Origin of the sequence: Phocoenobacter uteri (genome assembly GCF_900454895.1) — a bacterium.
GTDB classification, from domain to species: domain Bacteria; phylum Pseudomonadota; class Gammaproteobacteria; order Enterobacterales; family Pasteurellaceae; genus Phocoenobacter; species Phocoenobacter uteri.
The window spans coordinates 1685354-1705840 of the sequence record NZ_UGTA01000001.1 but is presented as its reverse complement, the minus strand read 5'-3'; the positions used below and the strand labels follow the sequence as shown (position 1 = coordinate 1705840).

Annotated in this window: 16 protein-coding genes, 2 tRNA genes and 3 rRNA genes; 16 read left to right on the top strand and 5 right to left on the bottom strand. The window is 39.4% G+C overall.

The window, feature by feature from the left end; all coding sequences use genetic code 11:
- Positions 1 to 20 precede the first annotated feature (20 nt).
- Positions 21 to 974: a TrmH family RNA methyltransferase gene (locus tag DYE60_RS07805; RefSeq protein ID WP_115316054.1), complete on the bottom strand. Its 954-nt coding sequence runs from the start codon at positions 972 to 974 to the stop codon at positions 21 to 23.
- A 199-nt stretch (positions 975 to 1173) separates the two neighbouring features.
- Here DYE60_RS07805 and DYE60_RS07800 point away from each other — a divergent pair, with 199 nt between their 5' ends.
- The 12 genes from DYE60_RS07800 (at position 1174) to yidC (ending at position 13147) form a co-directional block, all read left to right on the top strand.
- The gene (locus tag DYE60_RS07800) at positions 1174 to 2193 is read left to right on the top strand and encodes an extracellular solute-binding protein (RefSeq protein ID WP_172460414.1); all 1020 of its coding nucleotides are present in this window, start codon (positions 1174 to 1176) and stop codon (positions 2191 to 2193) included.
- Positions 2194 to 2439: 246 nt separating this feature from the next.
- The gene (gene mutM, locus DYE60_RS07795; protein WP_115316053.1) at positions 2440 to 3252 is read left to right on the top strand and encodes a bifunctional DNA-formamidopyrimidine glycosylase/DNA-(apurinic or apyrimidinic site) lyase; all 813 of its coding nucleotides are present in this window, start codon (positions 2440 to 2442) and stop codon (positions 3250 to 3252) included.
- Positions 3253 to 3586: 334 nt separating this feature from the next.
- Positions 3587 to 5129, top strand: a 16S ribosomal RNA gene (locus DYE60_RS07790).
- A gap of 68 nt (positions 5130 to 5197) precedes the next feature.
- Positions 5198 to 5274 (top strand) — tRNA-Ile (locus tag DYE60_RS07785).
- 37 nt (positions 5275 to 5311) lie between these two features.
- Positions 5312 to 5387: transfer RNA gene (locus DYE60_RS07780), tRNA-Ala, on the top strand.
- A gap of 291 nt (positions 5388 to 5678) precedes the next feature.
- Positions 5679 to 8582 (top strand): 23S ribosomal RNA (locus DYE60_RS07775).
- A 104-nt stretch (positions 8583 to 8686) separates the two neighbouring features.
- Positions 8687 to 8802: ribosomal RNA gene (gene rrf / locus DYE60_RS07770) — 5S ribosomal RNA — on the top strand.
- Together the 16S, 23S and 5S rRNA genes with 2 tRNA genes alongside form the textbook arrangement of a ribosomal RNA operon.
- A gap of 459 nt (positions 8803 to 9261) precedes the next feature.
- Positions 9262 to 10464, top strand: coding sequence for a ribosomal protein uL16 3-hydroxylase (locus tag DYE60_RS07765; RefSeq protein WP_115316052.1), 1203 nt, complete (start codon positions 9262 to 9264; stop codon positions 10462 to 10464).
- Between the two features lie 130 nt (positions 10465 to 10594).
- Positions 10595 to 10729: a 50S ribosomal protein L34 gene (rpmH, locus tag DYE60_RS07760; protein ID WP_090923035.1), complete on the top strand. Its 135-nt coding sequence runs from the start codon at positions 10595 to 10597 to the stop codon at positions 10727 to 10729.
- 37 nt (positions 10730 to 10766) lie between these two features.
- Positions 10767 to 11129 (top strand): ribonuclease P protein component, encoded by a 363-nt coding sequence (rnpA, locus tag DYE60_RS07755; RefSeq protein ID WP_115316051.1) that lies wholly within the window; start codon positions 10767 to 10769, stop codon positions 11127 to 11129.
- Entirely contained in the window at positions 11090 to 11356 is a 267-nt protein-coding gene (gene yidD / locus DYE60_RS07750; protein WP_115316050.1) for a membrane protein insertion efficiency factor YidD, read from the top strand. Before rnpA ends, yidD begins: the two co-directional genes overlap by 40 nt.
- 165 nt (positions 11357 to 11521) lie before the next feature.
- Entirely contained in the window at positions 11522 to 13147 is a 1626-nt protein-coding gene (yidC, locus tag DYE60_RS07745; RefSeq protein WP_115316049.1) for a membrane protein insertase YidC, read from the top strand.
- A gap of 111 nt (positions 13148 to 13258) precedes the next feature.
- On the opposite strand, the gene cysZ is transcribed toward yidC, so the two are convergent.
- Positions 13259 to 14035, bottom strand: a complete 777-nt coding sequence (gene cysZ / locus DYE60_RS07740; RefSeq protein ID WP_115316048.1) for a sulfate transporter CysZ — start codon at positions 14033 to 14035, stop codon at positions 13259 to 13261.
- Positions 14036 to 14130: 95 nt separating this feature from the next.
- On the opposite strand from cysZ, the gene zipA reads away from it, so the two are divergent.
- Both zipA and ligA read left to right on the top strand, forming a co-directional pair.
- Positions 14131 to 14937 carry a cell division protein ZipA gene (zipA, locus tag DYE60_RS07735; protein WP_115316047.1) on the top strand — a complete coding sequence of 269 codons (807 nt, stop codon included), beginning with the start codon at positions 14131 to 14133 and terminating at the stop codon, positions 14935 to 14937.
- 62 nt (positions 14938 to 14999) lie between these two features.
- Positions 15000 to 17018, top strand: coding sequence for an NAD-dependent DNA ligase LigA (ligA, locus tag DYE60_RS07730; protein ID WP_115316046.1), 2019 nt, complete (start codon positions 15000 to 15002; stop codon positions 17016 to 17018).
- Positions 17019 to 17102: 84 nt separating this feature from the next.
- Here the strand turns inward: ligA and DYE60_RS07725 are convergent, their stop codons facing one another.
- From DYE60_RS07725 to pflA, 3 genes are all read right to left on the bottom strand, one after another.
- Positions 17103 to 17351 carry a hypothetical protein gene (locus DYE60_RS07725; protein WP_115316045.1) on the bottom strand — a complete coding sequence of 83 codons (249 nt, stop codon included), beginning with the start codon at positions 17349 to 17351 and terminating at the stop codon, positions 17103 to 17105.
- Positions 17352 to 17456: 105 nt separating this feature from the next.
- Complete coding sequence (mioC, locus tag DYE60_RS07720; protein WP_115316044.1) at positions 17457 to 17897, bottom strand: FMN-binding protein MioC; 441 nt, start codon at positions 17895 to 17897, stop codon at positions 17457 to 17459.
- Between the two features lie 18 nt (positions 17898 to 17915).
- On the bottom strand, positions 17916 to 18656 hold the full coding sequence (gene pflA / locus DYE60_RS07715; RefSeq protein WP_115316043.1) for a pyruvate formate lyase 1-activating protein: 741 nt from the start codon (positions 18654 to 18656) through the stop codon (positions 17916 to 17918).
- A gap of 140 nt (positions 18657 to 18796) precedes the next feature.
- On the opposite strand from pflA, the gene lpxH reads away from it, so the two are divergent.
- Positions 18797 to 19525, top strand: coding sequence for a UDP-2,3-diacylglucosamine diphosphatase (gene lpxH / locus DYE60_RS07710; protein ID WP_115316042.1), 729 nt, complete (start codon positions 18797 to 18799; stop codon positions 19523 to 19525).
- Positions 19526 to 19669: 144 nt separating this feature from the next.
- A complete protein-coding gene (locus tag DYE60_RS07705; protein ID WP_172460388.1) occupies positions 19670 to 20458 on the top strand; it encodes a 5'-nucleotidase, lipoprotein e(P4) family in 789 nt (262 codons plus the stop codon).
- Positions 20459 to 20487 lie beyond the last annotated feature (29 nt).

Genomic DNA, 20487 nt, shown 5'->3' with positions numbered 1-20487 from the left:
TAAAAACGTCCCCCGAGTTTCTAAACTCGATTTAAAGCATACCACTGCCCCAGCAACACCCCAGTATTTACCGCAACATTCAATCCATTATGCAACGGATTTGCAACAGAAAGTTGCACTGTTGTGTCTTCATCATACTCAATATCATTCGCAAGGGTTTCACTTAATACAAATACCACTTTATTTTGCAATTTCACTTTGGCAAAAATCTCTGCTTGTTTGCTTTGGGTTAAATGCACGATTTGATAGCCGGCTTTTCTTAATTGGGCTAAGGCGATTTGTTTATGTTTTGTTTCTAGCACACGCACAAATTCCAAGCCCCCTTCTGCCACACGTGCCGCATTGCTTGAATGTAGTGCGTTTGCATTATCGGTAATTACACCTTTTACGCCATAAAAGGCACAAGTACGAATAATTCCGCCGACATTTTGAGCGTTGTTCACATTATCCAACAACACCAAACAATCGTTTTGTTTTAAGGTGCTTAAATAACCCTCAAGGCTAAACGGACGTGTTTTTTTCACAAGCATACACATTCCGCCGTGATGTTCTGTGCCTGTTACTTTGGCCAGCTCTTCATTATCAACAATATGATAAACCTTTTTGTTTTCAGCCAAATAGCTTAACAACGTACCGTGTCTTTTTGCAACTTCGACCGTTGCCCATAAACGCACGATTGCCTCAGGGCGTTGTTCAAAAATAGTGATACAACTATTCTCGCCATAGACTTTCATCTCTTCATTGCGATTTTTGCGGATTTTTTCTGGGGCACGTGGCGATAATGCCCCTGTTTTTTTCTCTGCCCCTTTTATTTTAATTTTTACATTGCCTTCTTGCCCATTCGATTTTTTGGCAAAACTTGGATAGCTTTGTGTTGGCTTTGAAGAGCGAGGTCTTGATGAGTCTGAACGTGAAGGGGATTTTGATTTAAAGCTCTTACGTTCAACGGTTTTAAATTGTGGTTTATCTGTCATTTTTGGTTTCTCTTAAATGGAATTATTGCCCGACATTATAGCAAGCAGATTAAAAGTTTTTATAACAATTTTGCAAAAAATAATCAAAATATCACCGCTTATCGTAGAAAAACCTTAAATAGCACGCTATACTTGAAAACTTAAACCTAATCCATTTTTTAATTTGAGGATAATAAAATTGACAAAACTAACGAAAAAAATTGTTTCCGCACTTCTTGCGTTTGGCGTAACGTTATCTGTTCAAGCAGCAGAAAAATTATACGTTTATAACTGGACAGAATATGTGCCTTCAACTTTATTAGAGCAATTTACCGAAGAAACAGGGATAGAAGTGATCTATTCTACTTTTGAAAGTAATGAAGAAATGTATTCAAAATTAAAATTAACGCAAGGTGCTGGTTACGATATCGTGTTCCCTTCAAGCTATTATGTCAGCAAAATGGCAAAAGAAGGAATGCTAGAAAAGTTAGACAAAACAAAATTAAGCAATTTTAAATACGTGAGTAAAGAGTTAATGGGACAAAGTTTTGATCCTAAAAATGATTATTCATTGCCTTATGTTTTTGGCTTAACGGGTATCGGCGTAAACAAAGCAGAAATTGATCCTGCAACCGTAACCAGCTGGGCAGATTTATGGAAACCAGAATATAAAGGAATGGTTCAGTTAATGAATGATTCTCGTGAAGTGTTCCATATGGCACTCTTATTAGACGGAAAATCGCCAAATACCACGAATCCAGAAGAAATCAAAACCGCTTACGAGCGTTTAAAAAGCTTAATTCCAAATGTATTAACCTTTAATTCAGACGCACCAGAAATGCCATTTTTACAAGGCGAAGTGTCAATCGGAATGCTTTGGAATGGATCAGCCTATTTGGGTCAAAAAGAAGATCCAAATTTAACCTTTATTTATCCAAAAGAAGGGGCGATCGTATGGATGGATAACTATGCCATTCCAAACACCGCAAAAAACAAAGAAGCGGCCTATAAATTTATTGATTTCTTACTACGTCCAGAAAGTGCAAAAGTGGTAATGGAACGCTTAGGGTATTCAATGCCAAACGAAGGCGTAAAAGCATTACTACCAAAAGAAATGTTAGAAAATAAAGTGTTATTCCCACCAAAAGCTGAACTTGAAAAAGGTATTGCCCAAGCAGACGTTGGCGATGCGATTGAAGTTTATGAAAAATACTGGAATAAATTAAGAACCAGTAACTAAGGTTTTATAGCGGTCAAATTTTTATAAAAATTTACCGTTTTTCATACTTAACAGAAACCTGTTGCAGATTATTGGCGACAGGTTTTTTTATTTATAAATTTGTAGGATTAGCGCCAACCTTTTACTCAATATAACTTTTCTCATAAGACTAAATTTAAAAATAACGAATTACATTCACTTCACAAGCGGTCAAATTTTATTTACTATTTGCAAAATCTTATCCTTATATATAGAAGAGAAAATAAAATGCCAGAATTACCTGAAGTTGAAACGAGCGTGCGTGGAATATCCCCCTATCTTGTGGGCAAAACCATAAAAGAGATTATTATTCGCCGAAAGCAACTGCGTTGGTTGGTGAGTGATGAATTGAGCGAAATGCAAAATGCCCTAATTACCGTAATTTCACGCCGAGCTAAATATCTGATTATTCACACCACAAAAGGCGAAATTATTATTCATCTTGGTATGTCAGGTTCATTAAGTATTTTAGAAAAAGAAACTAAAGATGTCGGCAAGCACGATCACATTGATTTGATCACACAAGATGGCATTGTTTTACGCTATAACGACCCACGCCGATTTGGTGCTTGGCTGTGGGCAGATAATATTTCACAAATGCCGATTTTCCAAAAACTCGGATTAGAGCCCCTTTCAGCAGAATTTAATGGCGATTACCTGTATAAGAAGAGTAGAAATAGAAAAGTGGCGGTTAAAAAGTTCATCATGGATAATACCGTTGTAGTTGGCGTGGGGAATATTTATGCGTGTGAAAGTTTATTTCTCGCAAAAATTTTGCCTGAGCGATTAGTTTGCACTTTAACAGAGGAGCAATCTCACTTATTAGTGACGATAATTAAGCAAGTTTTAGCCAAAGCGATAGAGCAGGGGGGAACAACGTTGAAAGATTTTGTGCAACCAGACGGCAAACCGGGCTATTTTGCACAGGTTTTACAGGTATATGGGCGTAAAGGCGAAGAATGTCATCAGTGCAAAAACCAAATTAAGACAAAAATCATCGGGCAACGTAATACTTTTTACTGTGATGAATGTCAGAAATAGCGGTCAAAAACTGACATAAATTTACAAAAAAGCACCGTTTTGAATTAAAAGTAATCGCTCGAACAATTTTTTTAAACTTTTTTGAAAAAAGTGCTTGCGTAGTTTTTTAAAATCCCTATAATACGCCACACACAACGACGCACTGTTGTGAAGAAAGAAAGTTTACTAGGTGCGTCGTTGTTTTTTGCTCTTTAACAATTTATCAGACAATCTGTGTGGGCACTTGTTGATTTGACTTATTTAAAAAATATTTTTGAAATTAAAGTCTTAATAAGTGTCACTGAAAATTTATTTAATAAAAATTCTATGTCAGTTTATTGAGCGATTAAACTTTTAATTGAAGAGTTTGATCATGGCTCAGATTGAACGCTGGCGGCAGGCTTAACACATGCAAGTCGAACGGTAACAGGAGAAAAGCTTGCTTTTCTTGCTGACGAGTGGCGGACGGGTGAGTAATGCTTGGGAATCTGCCTTATGGAGGGGGATAACTACGGGAAACTGTAGCTAATACCGCGTAATATCTTCGGATTAAAGTGTGGGACCTTCGGGCCACATGCCATAAGATGAGCCCAAGTGAGATTAGGTAGTTGGTGAGGTAAAGGCTCACCAAGCTGACGATCTCTAGCTGGTTTGAGAGGATGACCAGCCACACTGGAACTGAGACACGGTCCAGACTCCTACGGGAGGCAGCAGTGGGGAATATTGCACAATGGGCGCAAGCCTGATGCAGCCATGCCGCGTGAATGAAGAAGGCTTTCGGGTTGTAAAGTTCTTTCAGCGATGAGGAAGGTGCTATATCTAATAGGTGTAGCAATTGACGTTAGTCGCAGAAGAAGCACCGGCTAACTCCGTGCCAGCAGCCGCGGTAATACGGAGGGTGCGAGCGTTAATCGGAATAACTGGGCGTAAAGGGCACGCAGGCGGTTGTCTAAGTCAGATGTGAAAGCCCCGAGCTTAACTTGGGAATTGCATTTGAGACTGGGCGACTAGAGTCCTCTAGGGAGGGGTAGAATTCCACGTGTAGCGGTGAAATGCGTAGAGATGTGGAGGAATACCGAAGGCGAAGGCAGCCCCTTGGAGAGAGACTGACGCTGAGGTGCGAAAGCGTGGGTAGCAAACAGGATTAGATACCCTGGTAGTCCACGCTGTAAACGATGTCGATTTGGGGGTTGGGCTTTAAGCTTGGCGCCCGTAGCTAACGTGATAAATCGACCGCCTGGGGAGTACGGCCGCAAGGTTAAAACTCAAATGAATTGACGGGGGCCCGCACAAGCGGTGGAGCATGTGGTTTAATTCGATGCAACGCGAAGAACCTTACCTACTCTTGACATCCATAGAAGAGCTCAGAGATGAGCTTGTGCCTTCGGGAACTATGAGACAGGTGCTGCATGGCTGTCGTCAGCTCGTGTTGTGAAATGTTGGGTTAAGTCCCGCAACGAGCGCAACCCTTATCCTTTGTTGCTAGCAGGTAATGCTGAGAACTCAAAGGAGACTGCCAGTGATAAACTGGAGGAAGGTGGGGACGACGTCAAGTCATCATGGCCCTTACGAGTAGGGCTACACACGTGCTACAATGGCGTATACAGAGGGCGGCGAACCTGCGAGGGTGAGCGAATCTCAGAAAGTACGTCTAAGTCCGGATTGGAGTCTGCAACTCGACTCCATGAAGTCGGAATCGCTAGTAATCGCGAATCAGAATGTCGCGGTGAATACGTTCCCGGGCCTTGTACACACCGCCCGTCACACCATGGGAGTGGGTTGTACCAGAAGTAGATAGCTTAACCTTCGGGAGGGCGTTTACCACGGTATGATTCATGACTGGGGTGAAGTCGTAACAAGGTAACCGTAGGGGAACCTGCGGTTGGATCACCTCCTTACCTAAATAAGCGACAGCGAGTGTTCACACAGATTGTTTGATAGAAATAAGACAAAAGACATCATTTCTGGGTCTGTAGCTCAGGTGGTTAGAGCGCACCCCTGATAAGGGTGAGGTCGGTGGTTCAAGTCCACTCAGACCCACCACTCATTGAGTGTGGTTAGAAATGATAGTGATGTGAATGGGGATATAGCTCAGCTGGGAGAGCGCCTGCCTTGCACGCAGGAGGTCAGCGGTTCGATCCCGCTTATCTCCACCAATTCATCATTGCTAAGTGAATTTATAGATAGATTATATTTGTAAGTTTGTTTATCAATGATGAAACACAAAAGTGTTTTGTTATATTTGTTCTTTAAAAAATTGGAAACAAGCTGAAAACTGAAGACTTTCAAGTTTGATGTTTGGTTTATTAACTTAAATTGATAAATTGAATATTAAATCTTTATGAAGTCTGAGTAAGAAACTAAAAAACAGTATGTTGAACAAAAGCAACATACGAACTTGAGTTGTTTAATGACAACTTTAGGTGTGAAAGCACTTGAGGTTGTATGGTTAAGTGACTAAGCGTACACGGTGGATGCCTTGGCAATCAGAGGCGATGAAGGACGTGCTAATCTGCGATAAGCTTGGAAGAGTTGATAAGAAACGTGATAATTCCAAGATTTCCGAATGGGGAAACCCAATAGGTGAAGAACCTATTATTAATAACTGAATACATAGGTTATTAAAGCGAACCGGGAGAACTGAAACATCTAAGTACCCCGAGGAAAAGAAATCAACCGAGATTCTGTGAGTAGCGGCGAGCGAAAGCGGAAGAGCCAGTTAGTTTTAGCAGTAGTATTAAGAGAAGAAGTTGGGAAACTTCGCGACACAGGGTGATAGCCCCGTATCTGAAAATACAATTGTGGAACTAAGCTAACGATAAGTAGGGCGGGACACGTGATATCCTGTTTGAAGATGGGGGGACCATCCTCCAAGGCTAAATACTCCTGATTGACCGATAGTGAACTAGTACTGTGAAGGAAAGGTAAAAAGAACCCCTGCGAGGGGAGTGAAATAGAACCTGAAACCGTGTACGTACAAGCAGTAGGAGCAACTTTGTGTTGTGACTGCGTACCTTTTGTATAATGGGTCAGCGACTTATATTTTGTAGCAAGGTTAACCGAATAGGGGAGCCGTAGGGAAACCGAGTCTTAACTGGGCGTTTAGTTGCAAGGTATAGACCCGAAACCCGGTGATCTAGCCATGGGCAGGTTGAAGGTTGGGTAACACTAACTGGAGGACCGAACCGACTAATGTTGAAAAATTAGCGGATGACCTGTGGCTGGGGGTGAAAGGCCAATCAAACCGGGAGATAGCTGGTTCTCCCCGAAATCTATTTAGGTAGAGCCTTGAGCGGACACCTTTGGGGGTAGAGCACTGTTTCGGCTAGGGGGCCATCCCGGCTTACCAACCCGATGCAAACTACGAATACCAAAGAGTGATACTCAGGAGACACACGGCGGGTGCTAACGTTCGTCGTGAAGAGGGAAACAACCCAGACCGCCAGCTAAGGTCCCAAAGTCTATATTAAGTGGGAAACGAAGTGGGAAGGCTTAGACAGCTAGGATGTTGGCTTAGAAGCAGCCACCATTTAAAGAAAGCGTAATAGCTCACTAGTCGAGTCGGCCTGCGCGGAAGATGTAACGGGGCTCAAATATAGCACCGAAGCTGCGGCATCAGAATTTATTCTGTTGGGTAGGGGAGCGTTCTGTAAGCGGATGAAGGTGAATCGAGAGGTTTGCTGGACGTATCAGAAGTGCGAATGCTGACATAAGTAACGATAAAACGAGTGAAAAACTCGTTCGCCGGAAGATCAAGGTTTCCTGTCCAACGTTAATCGGGGCAGGGTGAGTCGACCCCTAAGGCAAGGCTGAAAAGCGTAGTCGATGGGAAACAGGTTAATATTCCTGTACTTGTAATAACTGCGATGTGGGGACGGAGAAGGTTAGGTTATCAGGGTATTGGATTGCCCTGTTTAAGCCGGTAGGTGGGAATTTTAGGCAAATCCGGAATTCTATTAAACACCGAGAAGTGATGACGAGACGCTAAGGCGTTGAAGTAACTGATACCACGCTTCCAGGAAAAGCCACTAAGCTTCAGGTTATTATAAATCGTACTGTAAACCGACACAGGTGATCAGGTAGAGAATACTCAGGCGCTTGAGAGAACTCGGGTGAAGGAACTAGGCAAAATAGCACCGTAACTTCGGGAGAAGGTGCGCCGGCGTAGATTGTAGCCCTTTACGGGTGAAGGTTGAACCGGTCGAAGATACCAGCTGGCTGCAACTGTTTATTAAAAACATAGCACTCTGCAAACACGAAAGTGGACGTATAGGGTGTGATGCCTGCCCGGTGCTGGAAGGTTAATTGATGGTGTAATCGAAAGAGAAGCTCCTGATCGAAGCCCCAGTAAACGGCGGCCGTAACTATAACGGTCCTAAGGTAGCGAAATTCCTTGTCGGGTAAGTTCCGACCTGCACGAATGGCATAATGATGGCCAGGCTGTCTCCACCCGAGACTCAGTGAAATTGAAATCGCCGTGAAGATGCGGTGTACCCGCGGCTAGACGGAAAGACCCCGTGAACCTTTACTATAGCTTGACACTGAACCTTGAATTTTAATGTGTAGGATAGGTGGGAGACTTAGAAGTAGCAACGCCAGTTGTTATGGAGTCGTCCTTGAAATACCACCCTTTAACGTTTGATGTTCTAACGAAGATTACGAAACGTGGTCTCGGACAGTGTCTGGTGGGTAGTTTGACTGGGGCGGTCTCCTCCCAAAGAGTAACGGAGGAGTACGAAGGTTTGCTAATCACGGTCGGACATCGTGAGGTTAGTACAATGGTATAAGCAAGCTTGACTGCGAGACGGACATGTCGAGCAGGTACGAAAGTAGGTCATAGTGATCCGGTGGTTCTGAATGGAAGGGCCATCGCTCAACGGATAAAAGGTACTCCGGGGATAACAGGCTGATACCGCCCAAGAGTTCATATCGACGGCGGTGTTTGGCACCTCGATGTCGGCTCATCACATCCTGGGGCTGAAGTAGGTCCCAAGGGTATGGCTGTTCGCCATTTAAAGTGGTACGCGAGCTGGGTTTAGAACGTCGTGAGACAGTTCGGTCCCTATCTGCCGTGGGCGTTGGAGAATTGAAAGGGGCTGCTCCTAGTACGAGAGGACCGGAGTGGACGCATCACTGGTGTTCCAGTTGTCTCGCCAGAGGCATTGCTGGGTAGCTACATGCGGAAAAGATAAGTGCTGAAAGCATCTAAGCACGAAACTTGCCTTGAGATGAGTTCTCCCCAACTATAAGTTGGTAAGGGTTGTTTGAGACTAAGACGTAGATAGGCAGGGTGTGTAAGCATAGTGATATGTTGAGCTAACCTGTACTAATTGCCCGAGAGGCTTAACCATACAACGCTCAAGTGTTTTTGGAAAGACGAATAAAGAAAGTAGAAGTAGAAGCTTGTTTTTAATTAAAGAATAAAGAAAATTAGAGAAGAATATTGAAAGATTTTCCTGATGGCCATAGTGCAACGGAACCACCTGACTCCATACCGAACTCAGAAGTGAAAAGTTGTAACGCCGATGGTAGTGTGGGGTTTCCCCATGTGAGAGTAGGACACCATCAGGGTTTTAATTTAGAGAGAGCCGTAACTAGAGATAGTTACGGCTTTTTTGCATTTAGGGGAAAGTATATAAAGAGTAAGAGCAAATACGTTTTATCAGATAAAATTTATTATGGTTATTTATGTTCTCTAATTATGAAATGAAAGTGTATCAAGTTTGAGGTTAGAAGAAATATAGTGGTGATATATCACTTTCTTTTAAATCAATATGATAATACTTTATAAAAGGTATAAATGAGGCATTATTGTTTATTATCTTAATTTGATGACACTATGATAGGTAAAAAGTAATAAATTGAGTATTTGAGCTGTATTTTAGTACATAAGTAACATAATTGTTATTCTTTACTTCAAATTCTGAAAAGAGTTTACAAATTAGAATGAACAAGTCTATAATTAGAATAAGAAAGATTTAAATATGATATCACCCCTTCTTCAAAAGGCGATGATTTAAGGAGTTAGTTATGAACATTCCATTTTGTTTGCCAGAAGAAATCACTCCAGAGATTTTTTTGCAAAATTATTGGCAAAAGAAACCGCTTGTTATTCGCAATGGCTTACCACAAATTGTTGGTTTGTTTACACCTAAGGATATTCTTGATTTAGCTTTAGAAGAAGATGTTGTTGCTCGTTTAGTTCAATGTCATCACATTGATGATGAAAAACAATGGCAAGTTAAAATCAGTCCTTTTTGTGAGCAGGATTTTGAAAATTTACCAGAATTTTGGTCTGTATTAGTACAAAATCTAGAGCAGTGGTCGCCTGAATTAGGTGAGTTGTGGCAAGCCTTTGGATTTATTCCACAATGGCAGCGTGATGATATTATGGTATCTTATGCTCCAAAAGGTGGCTCTGTTGGGAAACATTATGATGAGTATGATGTATTTCTAGTACAAGGCTATGGACAACGTCGTTGGCAATTAGGCAAGTGGTGTGATCCAAGTACTGAATTCAATCCGAATCAGCCTATTCGTATTTTTGATGATATGGGGGAGCTGGTTATAGATGAGGTAATGAACCCCGGAGATATTCTTTATGTCCCTTCTCGTATGGCTCATTATGGAGTAGCAGAAACGGATTGTTTGACTTTTTCTTTTGGATTGCGTTTCCCTAGTTCTGTTGAATTGTTAGATAAAGTTAATCATCATTTACAGCATCAACAAAATATAGATATTTCACAGCTTAACGTACCATTTCGTTTAGGTATTGATAGTCAGCCTAATGGATTGTTAGATCCTAAGACAGTAGCCAATTTTAAAGAGCAGTTAACTTATTTATTACAAACATCTGATCAGTTTGATTATTTATTTTTACATAGTGTTGCGACAGCAGTAAGTTCTCGCCGTTATGAACAACTTGAAATAGATGAAGCATTTTATCCTGATGAATTGCAAACAGCACTTGAAGACGGTTCTTGGTTGATTCAAGATAGTAATGTTAAAATTGTTTATACAGAAAATCCGTTACGCATTTATGTCAATGGTGAATGGATTGATGAATTAAATGAAATGGAAGCTGATTTACTGGTTCGTATTGCAAATGGCGATACTATTTCTTGGAATAAATTAGCATCTAAAACTCAGGATCAGAATGAGTTAGAATTGCTGCTTGATTGCCTATGTGATTGGCTCGATTGCGGTTGGATTTTGTTAAATGAAGCGGAGTAAGTAAATACTAACAATTTAGTCTTTACAAATTTAATTTGGTGGAGTGTAGATAGTTCTTGATCTTTTCGATATTTGTCGTTAAAATTTGCACTCTTTTTATGGTTTAATAATTTTAACTAGGTAGATAATAATGAAACGTACTTTTCAACCATCTCGATTAAAGCGTGCTCGTTCACACGGTTTCCGTACTCGTATGGCAACTAAGAATGGCCGTCAAGTTTTAGCTCGTCGTCGTGCTAAAGGTCGTAAAAGCTTATCTGCATAATTTGCAGTAATATACTTTTTAGTCGTAAACTAAAATAGTGAATAAGCTAAAATTTTCTCGGGAGCTACGTCTGTTAGCTCCCGTTCAATTTAGAGCGGTTTTTGAAGATCCTCTGCGAGCTTCAACGCCTCAGATGACTATTCTCGCTCGTCAAACTTCCACTGAAATTCCCCGTTTAGGTTTAACTGTTGCGAAAAAGCATTTAAAACGTGCTCACGATCGTAATCGAATTAAACGTATTGTGCGTGAAAGTTTCCGTCTAAATCAGCATGAATTACCTGCCCTTGATTTTGTGTTTATCGCAAAAGGCGGTATCGGTAAATTAGATAATCAGGCACTTTTTTTAGCATTGGATAAATTATGGCAACGCCACATTCGTCTAGCAAAAAAAGAAAAGTAAGTTTAGTTGCACATCTTTTTATTCTATTGATAAAATTTTATCGTTATTTTATCAGCCCAATGTTATTACCACGCTGTCGTTTTAATCCCACTTGTTCTCAATATGGATTAGAGGCTATTCAAGTTCATGGTGCAATTAAAGGCAGTTGGCTTACCATTAAACGCATTTTAAAATGCCACCCTTTACATCAAGGAGGCGATGATCCCGTTCCGCCAAAATCTTCTTAAGAGAATAAGTAAGCGGTTACTTATTGATTAAAATTTGCAATATTTGGTCAAGAACTTAGCATTTGTCTATAAAAATCGGTTGGATTGAGTGTCAACCTATTATAAAATGTTCCCCTTTATTAGTGGGATTTTTCCCTTTTCTTCAACAAATACAGAGAAACCAAAATGAATTCAAATCGTAGTTTACTCGTTATCGGTTTTTTTCTGGTGTCATTTTTGATTTTTACACAATGGCAGACAGATCATAATCCAGAAGTTCAACAAGCCAGAGCACAACAAGCACAAGTTGCAACGCAATCAAGCGATGTGCCTGTATCATCTCAAACCACTGCAATCAATCAGCAAAAAACAACAGGTAAAACCATTGTTGTTGAAAGTGATGTATTACGCTTAGTGATCGACACTTTAGGCGGTGATGTTGTTGAGTCTGATTTATTAAAACATAATGCACAATTAGACAGCAAAGCACCGTTTAAATTATTAGAAAATAATGCAAAAACGGTGTATATCGCACAAAGTGGTTTAGTTGGAAAAAATGGTATTGATACCACAGCAGGCCGTCCACAATACCAAGTAACCACGGATAAATTTGTATTAGCTGAAGGTCAAGATGCTTTATCTGTACCTTTAACTTTTGAAAAAGATGGTGTGGTTTACACAAAAGAATTCATCTTAAAACGTGGTAGCTATGATGTTGCTGTTGATTTCGTGGTAGATAACAAATCAGCACAAGCGATTGAAGTTCAACCTTACGGGCAAATTAAACATACTTTAGAAGATGCGTCAGGTAACTTAACGATGCCAACTTATATGGGGGGCGCGTTCTCATCATCAGAAGTCAATTATGAAAAATATTCTTTTGATAAGATGGAAGAGAAAAATCTTTCTGTGGATACTAAAGCAGGTTGGGTTGCGATGTTACAACACTATTTTGTGTCAGCGTGGATTCCAAATCAAAATGCAGAAAATCATCTTTATTCTCGTACGAACAACGACGGCACTGCGTCAATCGGTTATCGTGGTGAAGTAACAACCGTTGCACCAAATTCACAAACGGTTATCAAAAGCCATTTATGGACAGGACCTAAAAATCAGGAAGAAATGGCACAAGCGGCAAATCACTTTGATTTAACCGTTGATTACGGGTGGGCTTGGTTTATTGCTAAACCATTATTCTGGTTATTAACACATATTCAACAATTAGTGGGTAACTGGGGTATTGCAATTATCTGTGTCACCATCGTTGTGAAGAGCCTTTTATATCCATTAACCAAAGCACAATATACTTCAATGGCGAAAATGCGTATGTTGCAACCAAGATTGCAAGAAATGCGTGAGCGTTTTGGCGACGATCGTCAGCGTATGAGCCAAGAAACAATGAAATTGTATAAAGAAGAAAAAGTAAACCCTATGGGTGGCTGTTTACCAATTCTTATCCAAATGCCGATTTTCATTGCATTATATTGGACATTTATGGAAGCCGTTGAATTGCGTCATGCGCCATTCTTTGGTTGGATCCACGATTTATCAGCACAAGACCCATACTACATTATGCCGTTGTTAATGGGGGCGTCGATGTTCTTATTACAAAAAATGTCGCCAACACCAGTGGCTGATCCGATGCAACAAAAAGTGATGATGTTTATGCCAATTATCTTTACTGGGTTCTTCTTATTCTTCCCATCAGGATTGGTACTTTACTGGATCACTTCAAACTCAATTACGATTTTCCAACAATGGTGGATTTACCGTAATTTAGAGAAAAAAGGATTACATACTCGCAAAAAATAATCGCGACGTAACGTAAAAATTTAAGCGGTCATATTTTTTTCATAATTTGTAAAAAGTGAAAAAAATATGACCGCTTTATTATTGGTTTGAAAAATAGCTTACAAATAAGAATTAATGATAATTTGTTACTACAAAATCAGAGCGATATTCTTTAATCCACATCGCCGTTGCTCCGCACACCGCCACAGGCATTATCACTAAATTCACCACTGGAATAAGAGTGGCAATACTCACTAATGCCCCAAAAGTAAAATTCATTACTCGATGTTGAGAAAGAGCTTTTTGCATTTGGATAAAGCTGACTTTGTGGTTATCGAATGGATAATCACAATATTGAATCGCTAACATCCAGCAACCAAAAATAAAAAAGAGAATAGGAATGATCGTTTGTCCGAGTAATGGAACAAATCCTAAAGCAAAGAGTAAAATAACACGAGGTAATGCGTACATCATTTTTTGCCATTCTCGTTTTAGCATTCTTGGAATATCTTTGAGAATATCAGTAAATGAGGTTTCTAATAATAATTCGCCTGTAAGTTGAAGTTCGACTTTTTCCGCTAGCAATCCATTAAAAGGGGCAGCGATAAAATTGGCGAGGGTGGTAAACGTAAAATAGAAAAAGACCACCAATCCTAAAATGGCTAGAGGCATTAAAATAACCGTAATCCAATCTAACCAGCTTGGCATAAAGCTCACTAAATTATTGAGCCAGTCATCAATGTTTGCGATAAAAAACCATAATAATCCAATGATTAAGGTGACGTTAATCAGCAAAGGCAACAATACAAAAGGCAGTAGTTTACGTTGTAGAATTAAACGCCAGCCAAAGGTAAAATAATATAGCCCCGACTCAAATTGATTTTGTGGGGGTGCTAATAATAAAGACATAATTTTTTCCTTATTTTTTAAAAAATACGTAGAAATATGGTAAGCTATTCCAACCATTTTACAAAGAATAAACTTCAACAATAAAGGGGATTATAATGGAACTTTCAGTGGTTTTATCTGCGGTAGCGTTAATTTTAGTGATTATTTTAATTGGTTATACGCTTATTGCGTCAAACAAAGAAAAATCGCAAGTGTTTGAAAATGATTTTTCTGCTCGCCCACGACCTGCAAGCCCATTAAAAAATACATCAAATAAACCTTTTTATGAGTCTCAAAATGTGATGTCTGAGCAGGAAAAAGAGGTTGTTTCTGAGACTGTAACGACTAATCCTGAAAAGAGTATTGAGCCTACTGAAAGTGCAATTAAAATTCGTTTAGATGATGAGACAAGTGTTCAGGAGCAGGAAACGCAGCCAGCGGTGGTTATCAATCAAGAAGTGGAACAGCCACAAGAAGATGAAATGCAAGAACCTGTTGAGAGTGAGCCAGAAACTGAGCAAGATGTGATGGAACAGGTTTTAACCCTTTATTTAGTTGCCCCAGAACATCAACAGTTTAGTGGCAGACAAATTGTTCAGCATTTAGAAGAAATAGGTTTTCAATATGGCGAGCATAAGTTATTCCATCGTCATATTGATAATGCCGCAAGCCCTGTGATTTTCAGCGTTGCTAATATGGTGCAACCTGGCACGTTTGATTTGGATAACCTTGATGAGTTTACTACCATTGGATTAGCGTTCTTTATGTATGTGCCGTCTTGCGGCAATGACGTCACCAATTTACGCTTAATGATAAGCACGGTGGAAAGTTTATCTCAATCTCTTGGCGGATTTGTGCTAAATGATAAACAGGCTTTATTTGATGAGCAATCCCATATAGAATATACCCAACGCTTACAATAAATTGTAAATTTTTACCAAAATATGACCGCTTAAATGCGGTCTTTTTTATTGAGAAATGACAAATGGCAAATAATATCCCACACACAATTGATGAATTAAGAAATAAATTACGTGAATACGAATATCACTATCACGTGCTAGACAATCCGCTCGTGCCAGATGCAGAATACGATCGTTTAATGAATGAACTTAAAAAGATTGAAGCAGAAAACCCAGCGTTAATCACAGTGGATTCCCCAACCCAACGTGTGGGTGCAAAGCCGTTGGACGGTTTTAGCCAAGTTAAGCACAAAGTGCCAATGCTCTCGTTAGATAATGCTTTTTCAGACGAAGAATTAGAGGCATTTCTACGCCGTATTACCGATAGAGCAACGGTAAATATTGCAAATCTTGAATTCTGTTGTGAGCCGAAATTAGATGGTTTGGCGGTGAGTATTTTGTATGAAAATGGCGTGCTAACCCAAGCCGCAACACGAGGTGACGGTGCAACGGGCGAAGATATTACTGCAAATATTCGCACCATTCGTAATATCCCTTTAAAACTGAATATGGCAAATCCCCCTGCGAGTTTAGAAGTGCGTGGCGAAGTGTTTATGCCACAGCGAGGTTTTGAGCAATTAAATGAAAAAGCTTTAGCCAAAGGCGAGAAAACTTTTGCAAATCCACGCAATGCGGCGGCAGGATCGTTACGTCAATTAGATCCAAAAATCACCTCACAACGTCCATTGGTACTGAATGCTTATGGTGTTGGGGTTTATGAAAGTGAGCAACCACTTCCTGATACACATTTTGCTCGTTTACAGTGGTTAAAATCCATTGGTATTCCTGTCAATAACGAAATTATTTTAGCCAAAGGAATGAAAGGATTACTGGAATTCTATCATTCAATCGCCCAAAAACGTGATAGCTTAGGTTACGATATTGACGGCACAGTATTGAAAATCAATGATATTCAGTTACAAGAACAGCTTGGCTTTATCTCAAAAGCACCACGTTGGGCGATCGCCTATAAATTCCCTGCCCAAGAAGAGATGACGGTATTAAATGATGTGGAATTTCAGGTAGGACGCACAGGGGCTATCACACCCGTTGCAAAATTAGAGCCAGTATTTGTGGCGGGGGTAACCGTAAGTAATGCGACCTTGCATAATGGCGATGAAATTGCACGTTTGGGTGTGTGTATTCACGATACGGTGATTATTCGTCGTGCGGGCGATGTCATTCCCCAGATTGTCGGTGTGGTGTTAGAAAAACGCCCAGAATTTGCAAAAAGTATTCAATTTCCGACCGCTTGCCCTGTGTGTAATTCATCGGTTATTCGTATTGAAGGCGAGGCAGTGGCACGTTGTACGGGCGGATTATTCTGTAATGCCCAACGTAAAGAAATTTTAAAACACTTTGTGTCTCGTAAAGCGATGGATATTGACGGCGTAGGGGTTAAATTGATCGAACAGCTAATGGAAAAAGAGCTACTTCACACTCCTGCGGATCTGTTTAAATTAGAAAAAGAAACCCTTGCTCGCCTTGAACGAATGGGGGAAAAGTCGGCAACAAAAGCATTATTAAGTATTGAAAAATCCAAAGCAACGACGCTTTCTCGTTTCTTATTTGCCTTAGGTATTCGAGAAGTGGGCGAGGCAACCGCACTGAATTTAGCCAATCATTTTGGTACGTTGGACGCGATTCGCCAAGCCAATGTTGAGCAGTTAAAAGAAGTACAAGATGTGGGCGAAGTGGTTGCAAATCACATTTACCGTTTTTGGTTAGAACCGCACAATATTGAAGTAGTTGAAGAGTTAATTTCACTCGGTGTTCACTGGGACGATGTGGTTCAGCAAGAGATTAAGGATAATCCATTAAAAGATAAAAATGTGGTTTTAACAGGCTCACTTTCACAATTAACACGAGATCAAGCAAAAGCCTTGTTACAAAGTTTTGGCTGTAAAGTGTCCGGTAGTGTGTCTAAGAAAACGGATTTCTTAATTGCAGGTGAAAAGGCAGGATCTAAATTAACTAAAGCTCAGGAATTAGGGATCACTGTTTTAAGTGAGCAGGATCTTATTGATCTGACGGTTGAGTAAGAATATAGATAAAAAATAATGGTATGAACGCCAAGTTGGTTAATTTGGCGGTTCATACCATTTTTTATAGTGAAAAATGCGTTATTATTTTTTAGCGTAATCAAAACCTTGTTCTTGGCAAGGCTCACAATGGCTTAATTCAGGATTTTTATCGTAGTTATAAAACGCTTGGTTTGTTGGTTTACAAGGTGGTAGATCTTTTGATTCAGTCTCGTTATTTTCAACTTGCTCAATGTAAGCTTTTATGGCTTCAATTGATTTTACACCACTATAAGTGATAACAGGTGCATTTGGGTTATTTTCATCTTTGATTGTAATAGTAAAATTGCTCATTTTAATCCCCTTTACTTGATAATTTTAAAATAATGATGAAATTTTATCCATAAGTGATTCAAAAGTCTAGCAATGTCATTGATAGTTAAAATGTATCAAAAATAATCAATTTAGCTTTTCAATAAAACTTGGCAACCACTCTTCTGCGGTGCTATCGTGATCAAAATTTTCCACCACATCAATTTTTAATGAAGGGCAGACTAACGTCGCCCCTTTTTCGGTTAAGATTTTTTCCACCGTATCCACTGCGAAGCAAAACGTATCATAATCTGAGCTACCTAACCCAATCACGCCAAATTGCATTGCGGATAAATCAAGTTCCGATTGTGCAATTTCTTCAAAAAGCGGTTGGATATTATCAGGCAATTCGCCAGCACCGTGCGTTGATGTCACGACTAATAATTGCGTTTGATCTTTAATATCATCAAAGCTCGCATTGTTAAATAAGCTGATTTCCTTACCTTGATTTTCTAGCACTTCCACCAAATGATCAGCTACATATTCCGCACTGCCCATTGTGCTACCAGTGATAATACAAATTGCCATAATTTAACCCTTTTTTTATTAAAATTTTACAGTATGCCCGTAACTGCTTAGAATTTGTTGAATATGTTCTAATTTCTCACGTGATGGCGGTTCAACATCAGCCAATTCATACTCTTCGCCTAAGGTTTCCCATTTATGTTCACCAAGACGATGATAAGGAAGCAATTCCACTTTTTCGATATTATCCATCCCTTCAATAAATTTACCCAAACGATGCACAGAATCATCATCATCGGTATAACCTGGCACGACAACATAACGGATCCACGTTGGTTTATTTTTTTGATGTAAATAGCGGGCAAATTCAAGGGTACGTTTATTTGAAACGCCGATTAAATTTTTATGAATATCATCATTAAGCTGTTTTAAATCGAGTAACACCAAATCCGTTACTTCTAACATTTCATCAACCACTTCATTGTAATTTCGTACAAAACCATTGGTATCTAAACAAGTGTTAATCCCTTCAGCTTTACAAGCTCTAAACCAATCTCGCACAAATTCCATTTGCAATACGGCTTCGCCACCAGATGCCGTCACGCCACCGCCCGTTGCATTCATAAAATGTTTATAGGTAACAACTTCTTTCATCAACTCTTCAACAGTAATCTCTTTGCCATCGTGCAAATCCCACGTATCACGGTTATGGCAATATTTACAACGCATTAAACAGCCTTGTAAAAATAAAATAAAGCGAATACCTGGCCCATCTACCGTGCCACAAGATTCATAAGAGTGAAATCGTGCTTTTGTTGTCATTTTTCTTCCTTTAAAACCATTATTTAAAATAATAGGATAGGTTTATGTTCTTCATAATTTGTGATATTTTAACAAAAATTCGCCACTAGCGGTGTTTTTTTCAAAATTATTTGTAAACTTTCAACTTTTTTTAAGAAAATATGACTTATTACTTTATTTCGGATCTCCATTTAAGTGAATCTCAACCTGAGATCACAGAAAATTTTTTGCAATTTTTACACCAAAAAGCACCGCTTGCGAAAGCCGTTTATATCTTAGGGGATTTTTTTGATTTTTGGATTGGCGATGATGAACAATCAGAACTGATTACAAAAGTTAAGCATGCCCTTTCTCAACTTTCTCAACAAGGCGTGCCAAGTTATTTTATCTGTGGAAACAGGGATTTTTTACTTGGAAAAGATTTTGCAAAAGAAACAGGCATAACCTTATTGCCTGATTATCATCTTATTGATTTATTTGGTAAAAAAACCTTACTTTGTCACGGCGATACCTTATGTATTGATGACGTGAGTTACCAAAAATTCCGCAAAATTGTACATAAAAAATGGCTACAATGGTTATTTTTACGTTTACCTTTAAAGAAACGTGTCAATATCGCTCAAAAAATACGTTCTAAAAGCCGTCAAGGAAAGCAGAGCAAAGCAGTAGAAATAATGGACGTAAACCCTGAATTCACCGCCCAAATAATGCAACAACACCAAGCAGAATGGCTGATTCACGGACATACCCATCAACAAGATATTCATTTTTGCAAATTTTCACCAAAATCTGACCGCTTATTTACTCGTATTGTGTTGGGGGATTGGCATAAAGATCGTGTGTCGATTCTCACAATAAATGAACAAGGTTTTACATTTGAAAATAATTAGCCGAATTATCTCGTATTTTTTATGATTTTATGTGACTTTTATCACATTTCTGAGATAAAAATAAAACAATGATTGCCCTTCAAATCATCTATGGCTAGAATGCGTTCAGTTCAGATAATTCACAACAATTAAATGGAGAATACGATGAAAAAAACACTTTTATCAATTGCACTTCTAGCGAGCTCAATGGCATTCGCACAAGAGCCAATCAATGTTCAAAGTGAAGCAAATAAAGTTGCAACAAGCCAAGAGCTTGGTATGGCGGTTTATTGGTATCAAACCTCTGGCGAAGCGAAAGCCCTTTATCAACAAGCCTTTAACGTTGCAAAATTATATTTTGATAGCTACAAAGCCCAAGAAGGCAAGAAGAAAGCGGTTGTGGTGGATTTAGACGAAACTATGATGGATAACAGCGAATATGCAGTTTATCAATTCTCCCAAGCAAAACCTTACACATCTGAAACTTGGAAAAAATGGGTAGAAGCGGAAAGAACCAGAGCCACAATGGGGGCGGTTGCTTTTAATAATTATGTGAATGCGAATGGTGGAACGGTTTTCTATGTTTCAAATCGCCGAGTGGCTCAAATGGCACCAACCATTAAAAATTTACAAGCCTTAGGTTTTGAAGGTGTGTCAGAAGAGCGTATGTATTTAAAAGATAAAAGTTCTAAAAAACAAGAAAGATACCGTGAAATCGAGAAAAAAGGCTATGAAATCGTGCAATATATTGGCGATAACTTAAATGATTTTACTGATGAAACCTATCACGGCAACCTTGAAGTGCGTGATGCTTGGGTTACAAAACATGCTGCTGAATTTGGTACAAAATATATTGTGATGCCAAATCCATTATATGGTGGTTTTGATAGTGCAACGCATTATGATATTCAACAAAGACATAAAGCATTACGTTTAACAGACTGGTATAAATAATTTTTAAGCCTCAAAGGCTCAAATAAAAA

What these genes read in the sequence shown, in the direction of transcription:
- DYE60_RS07805 (WP_115316054.1), bottom strand. Translation starts at nt 974, where the DNA reads ATGACAGATAAACCACAATTTAAAACCGTTGAACGTAAGAGCTTTAAA.
- mutM (WP_115316053.1), top strand. Translation starts at nt 2,440, where the DNA reads ATGCCAGAATTACCTGAAGTTGAAACGAGCGTGCGTGGAATATCCCCC.
- DYE60_RS07765 (WP_115316052.1), top strand. Translation starts at nt 9,262, where the DNA reads ATGAACATTCCATTTTGTTTGCCAGAAGAAATCACTCCAGAGATTTTT.
- rpmH (WP_090923035.1), top strand. Translation starts at nt 10,595, where the DNA reads ATGAAACGTACTTTTCAACCATCTCGATTAAAGCGTGCTCGTTCACAC.
- yidD (WP_115316050.1), top strand. Translation starts at nt 11,090, where the DNA reads ATGGCAACGCCACATTCGTCTAGCAAAAAAAGAAAAGTAAGTTTAGTT.
- yidC (WP_115316049.1), top strand. Translation starts at nt 11,522, where the DNA reads ATGAATTCAAATCGTAGTTTACTCGTTATCGGTTTTTTTCTGGTGTCA.
- cysZ (WP_115316048.1), bottom strand. Translation starts at nt 14,035, where the DNA reads ATGTCTTTATTATTAGCACCCCCACAAAATCAATTTGAGTCGGGGCTA.
- zipA (WP_115316047.1), top strand. Translation starts at nt 14,131, where the DNA reads ATGGAACTTTCAGTGGTTTTATCTGCGGTAGCGTTAATTTTAGTGATT.
- ligA (WP_115316046.1), top strand. Translation starts at nt 15,000, where the DNA reads ATGGCAAATAATATCCCACACACAATTGATGAATTAAGAAATAAATTA.
- DYE60_RS07725 (WP_115316045.1), bottom strand. Translation starts at nt 17,351, where the DNA reads ATGAGCAATTTTACTATTACAATCAAAGATGAAAATAACCCAAATGCA.
- mioC (WP_115316044.1), bottom strand. Translation starts at nt 17,897, where the DNA reads ATGGCAATTTGTATTATCACTGGTAGCACAATGGGCAGTGCGGAATAT.
- pflA (WP_115316043.1), bottom strand. Translation starts at nt 18,656, where the DNA reads ATGACAACAAAAGCACGATTTCACTCTTATGAATCTTGTGGCACGGTA.
- lpxH (WP_115316042.1), top strand. Translation starts at nt 18,797, where the DNA reads ATGACTTATTACTTTATTTCGGATCTCCATTTAAGTGAATCTCAACCT.
- DYE60_RS07705 (WP_172460388.1), top strand. Translation starts at nt 19,670, where the DNA reads ATGAAAAAAACACTTTTATCAATTGCACTTCTAGCGAGCTCAATGGCA.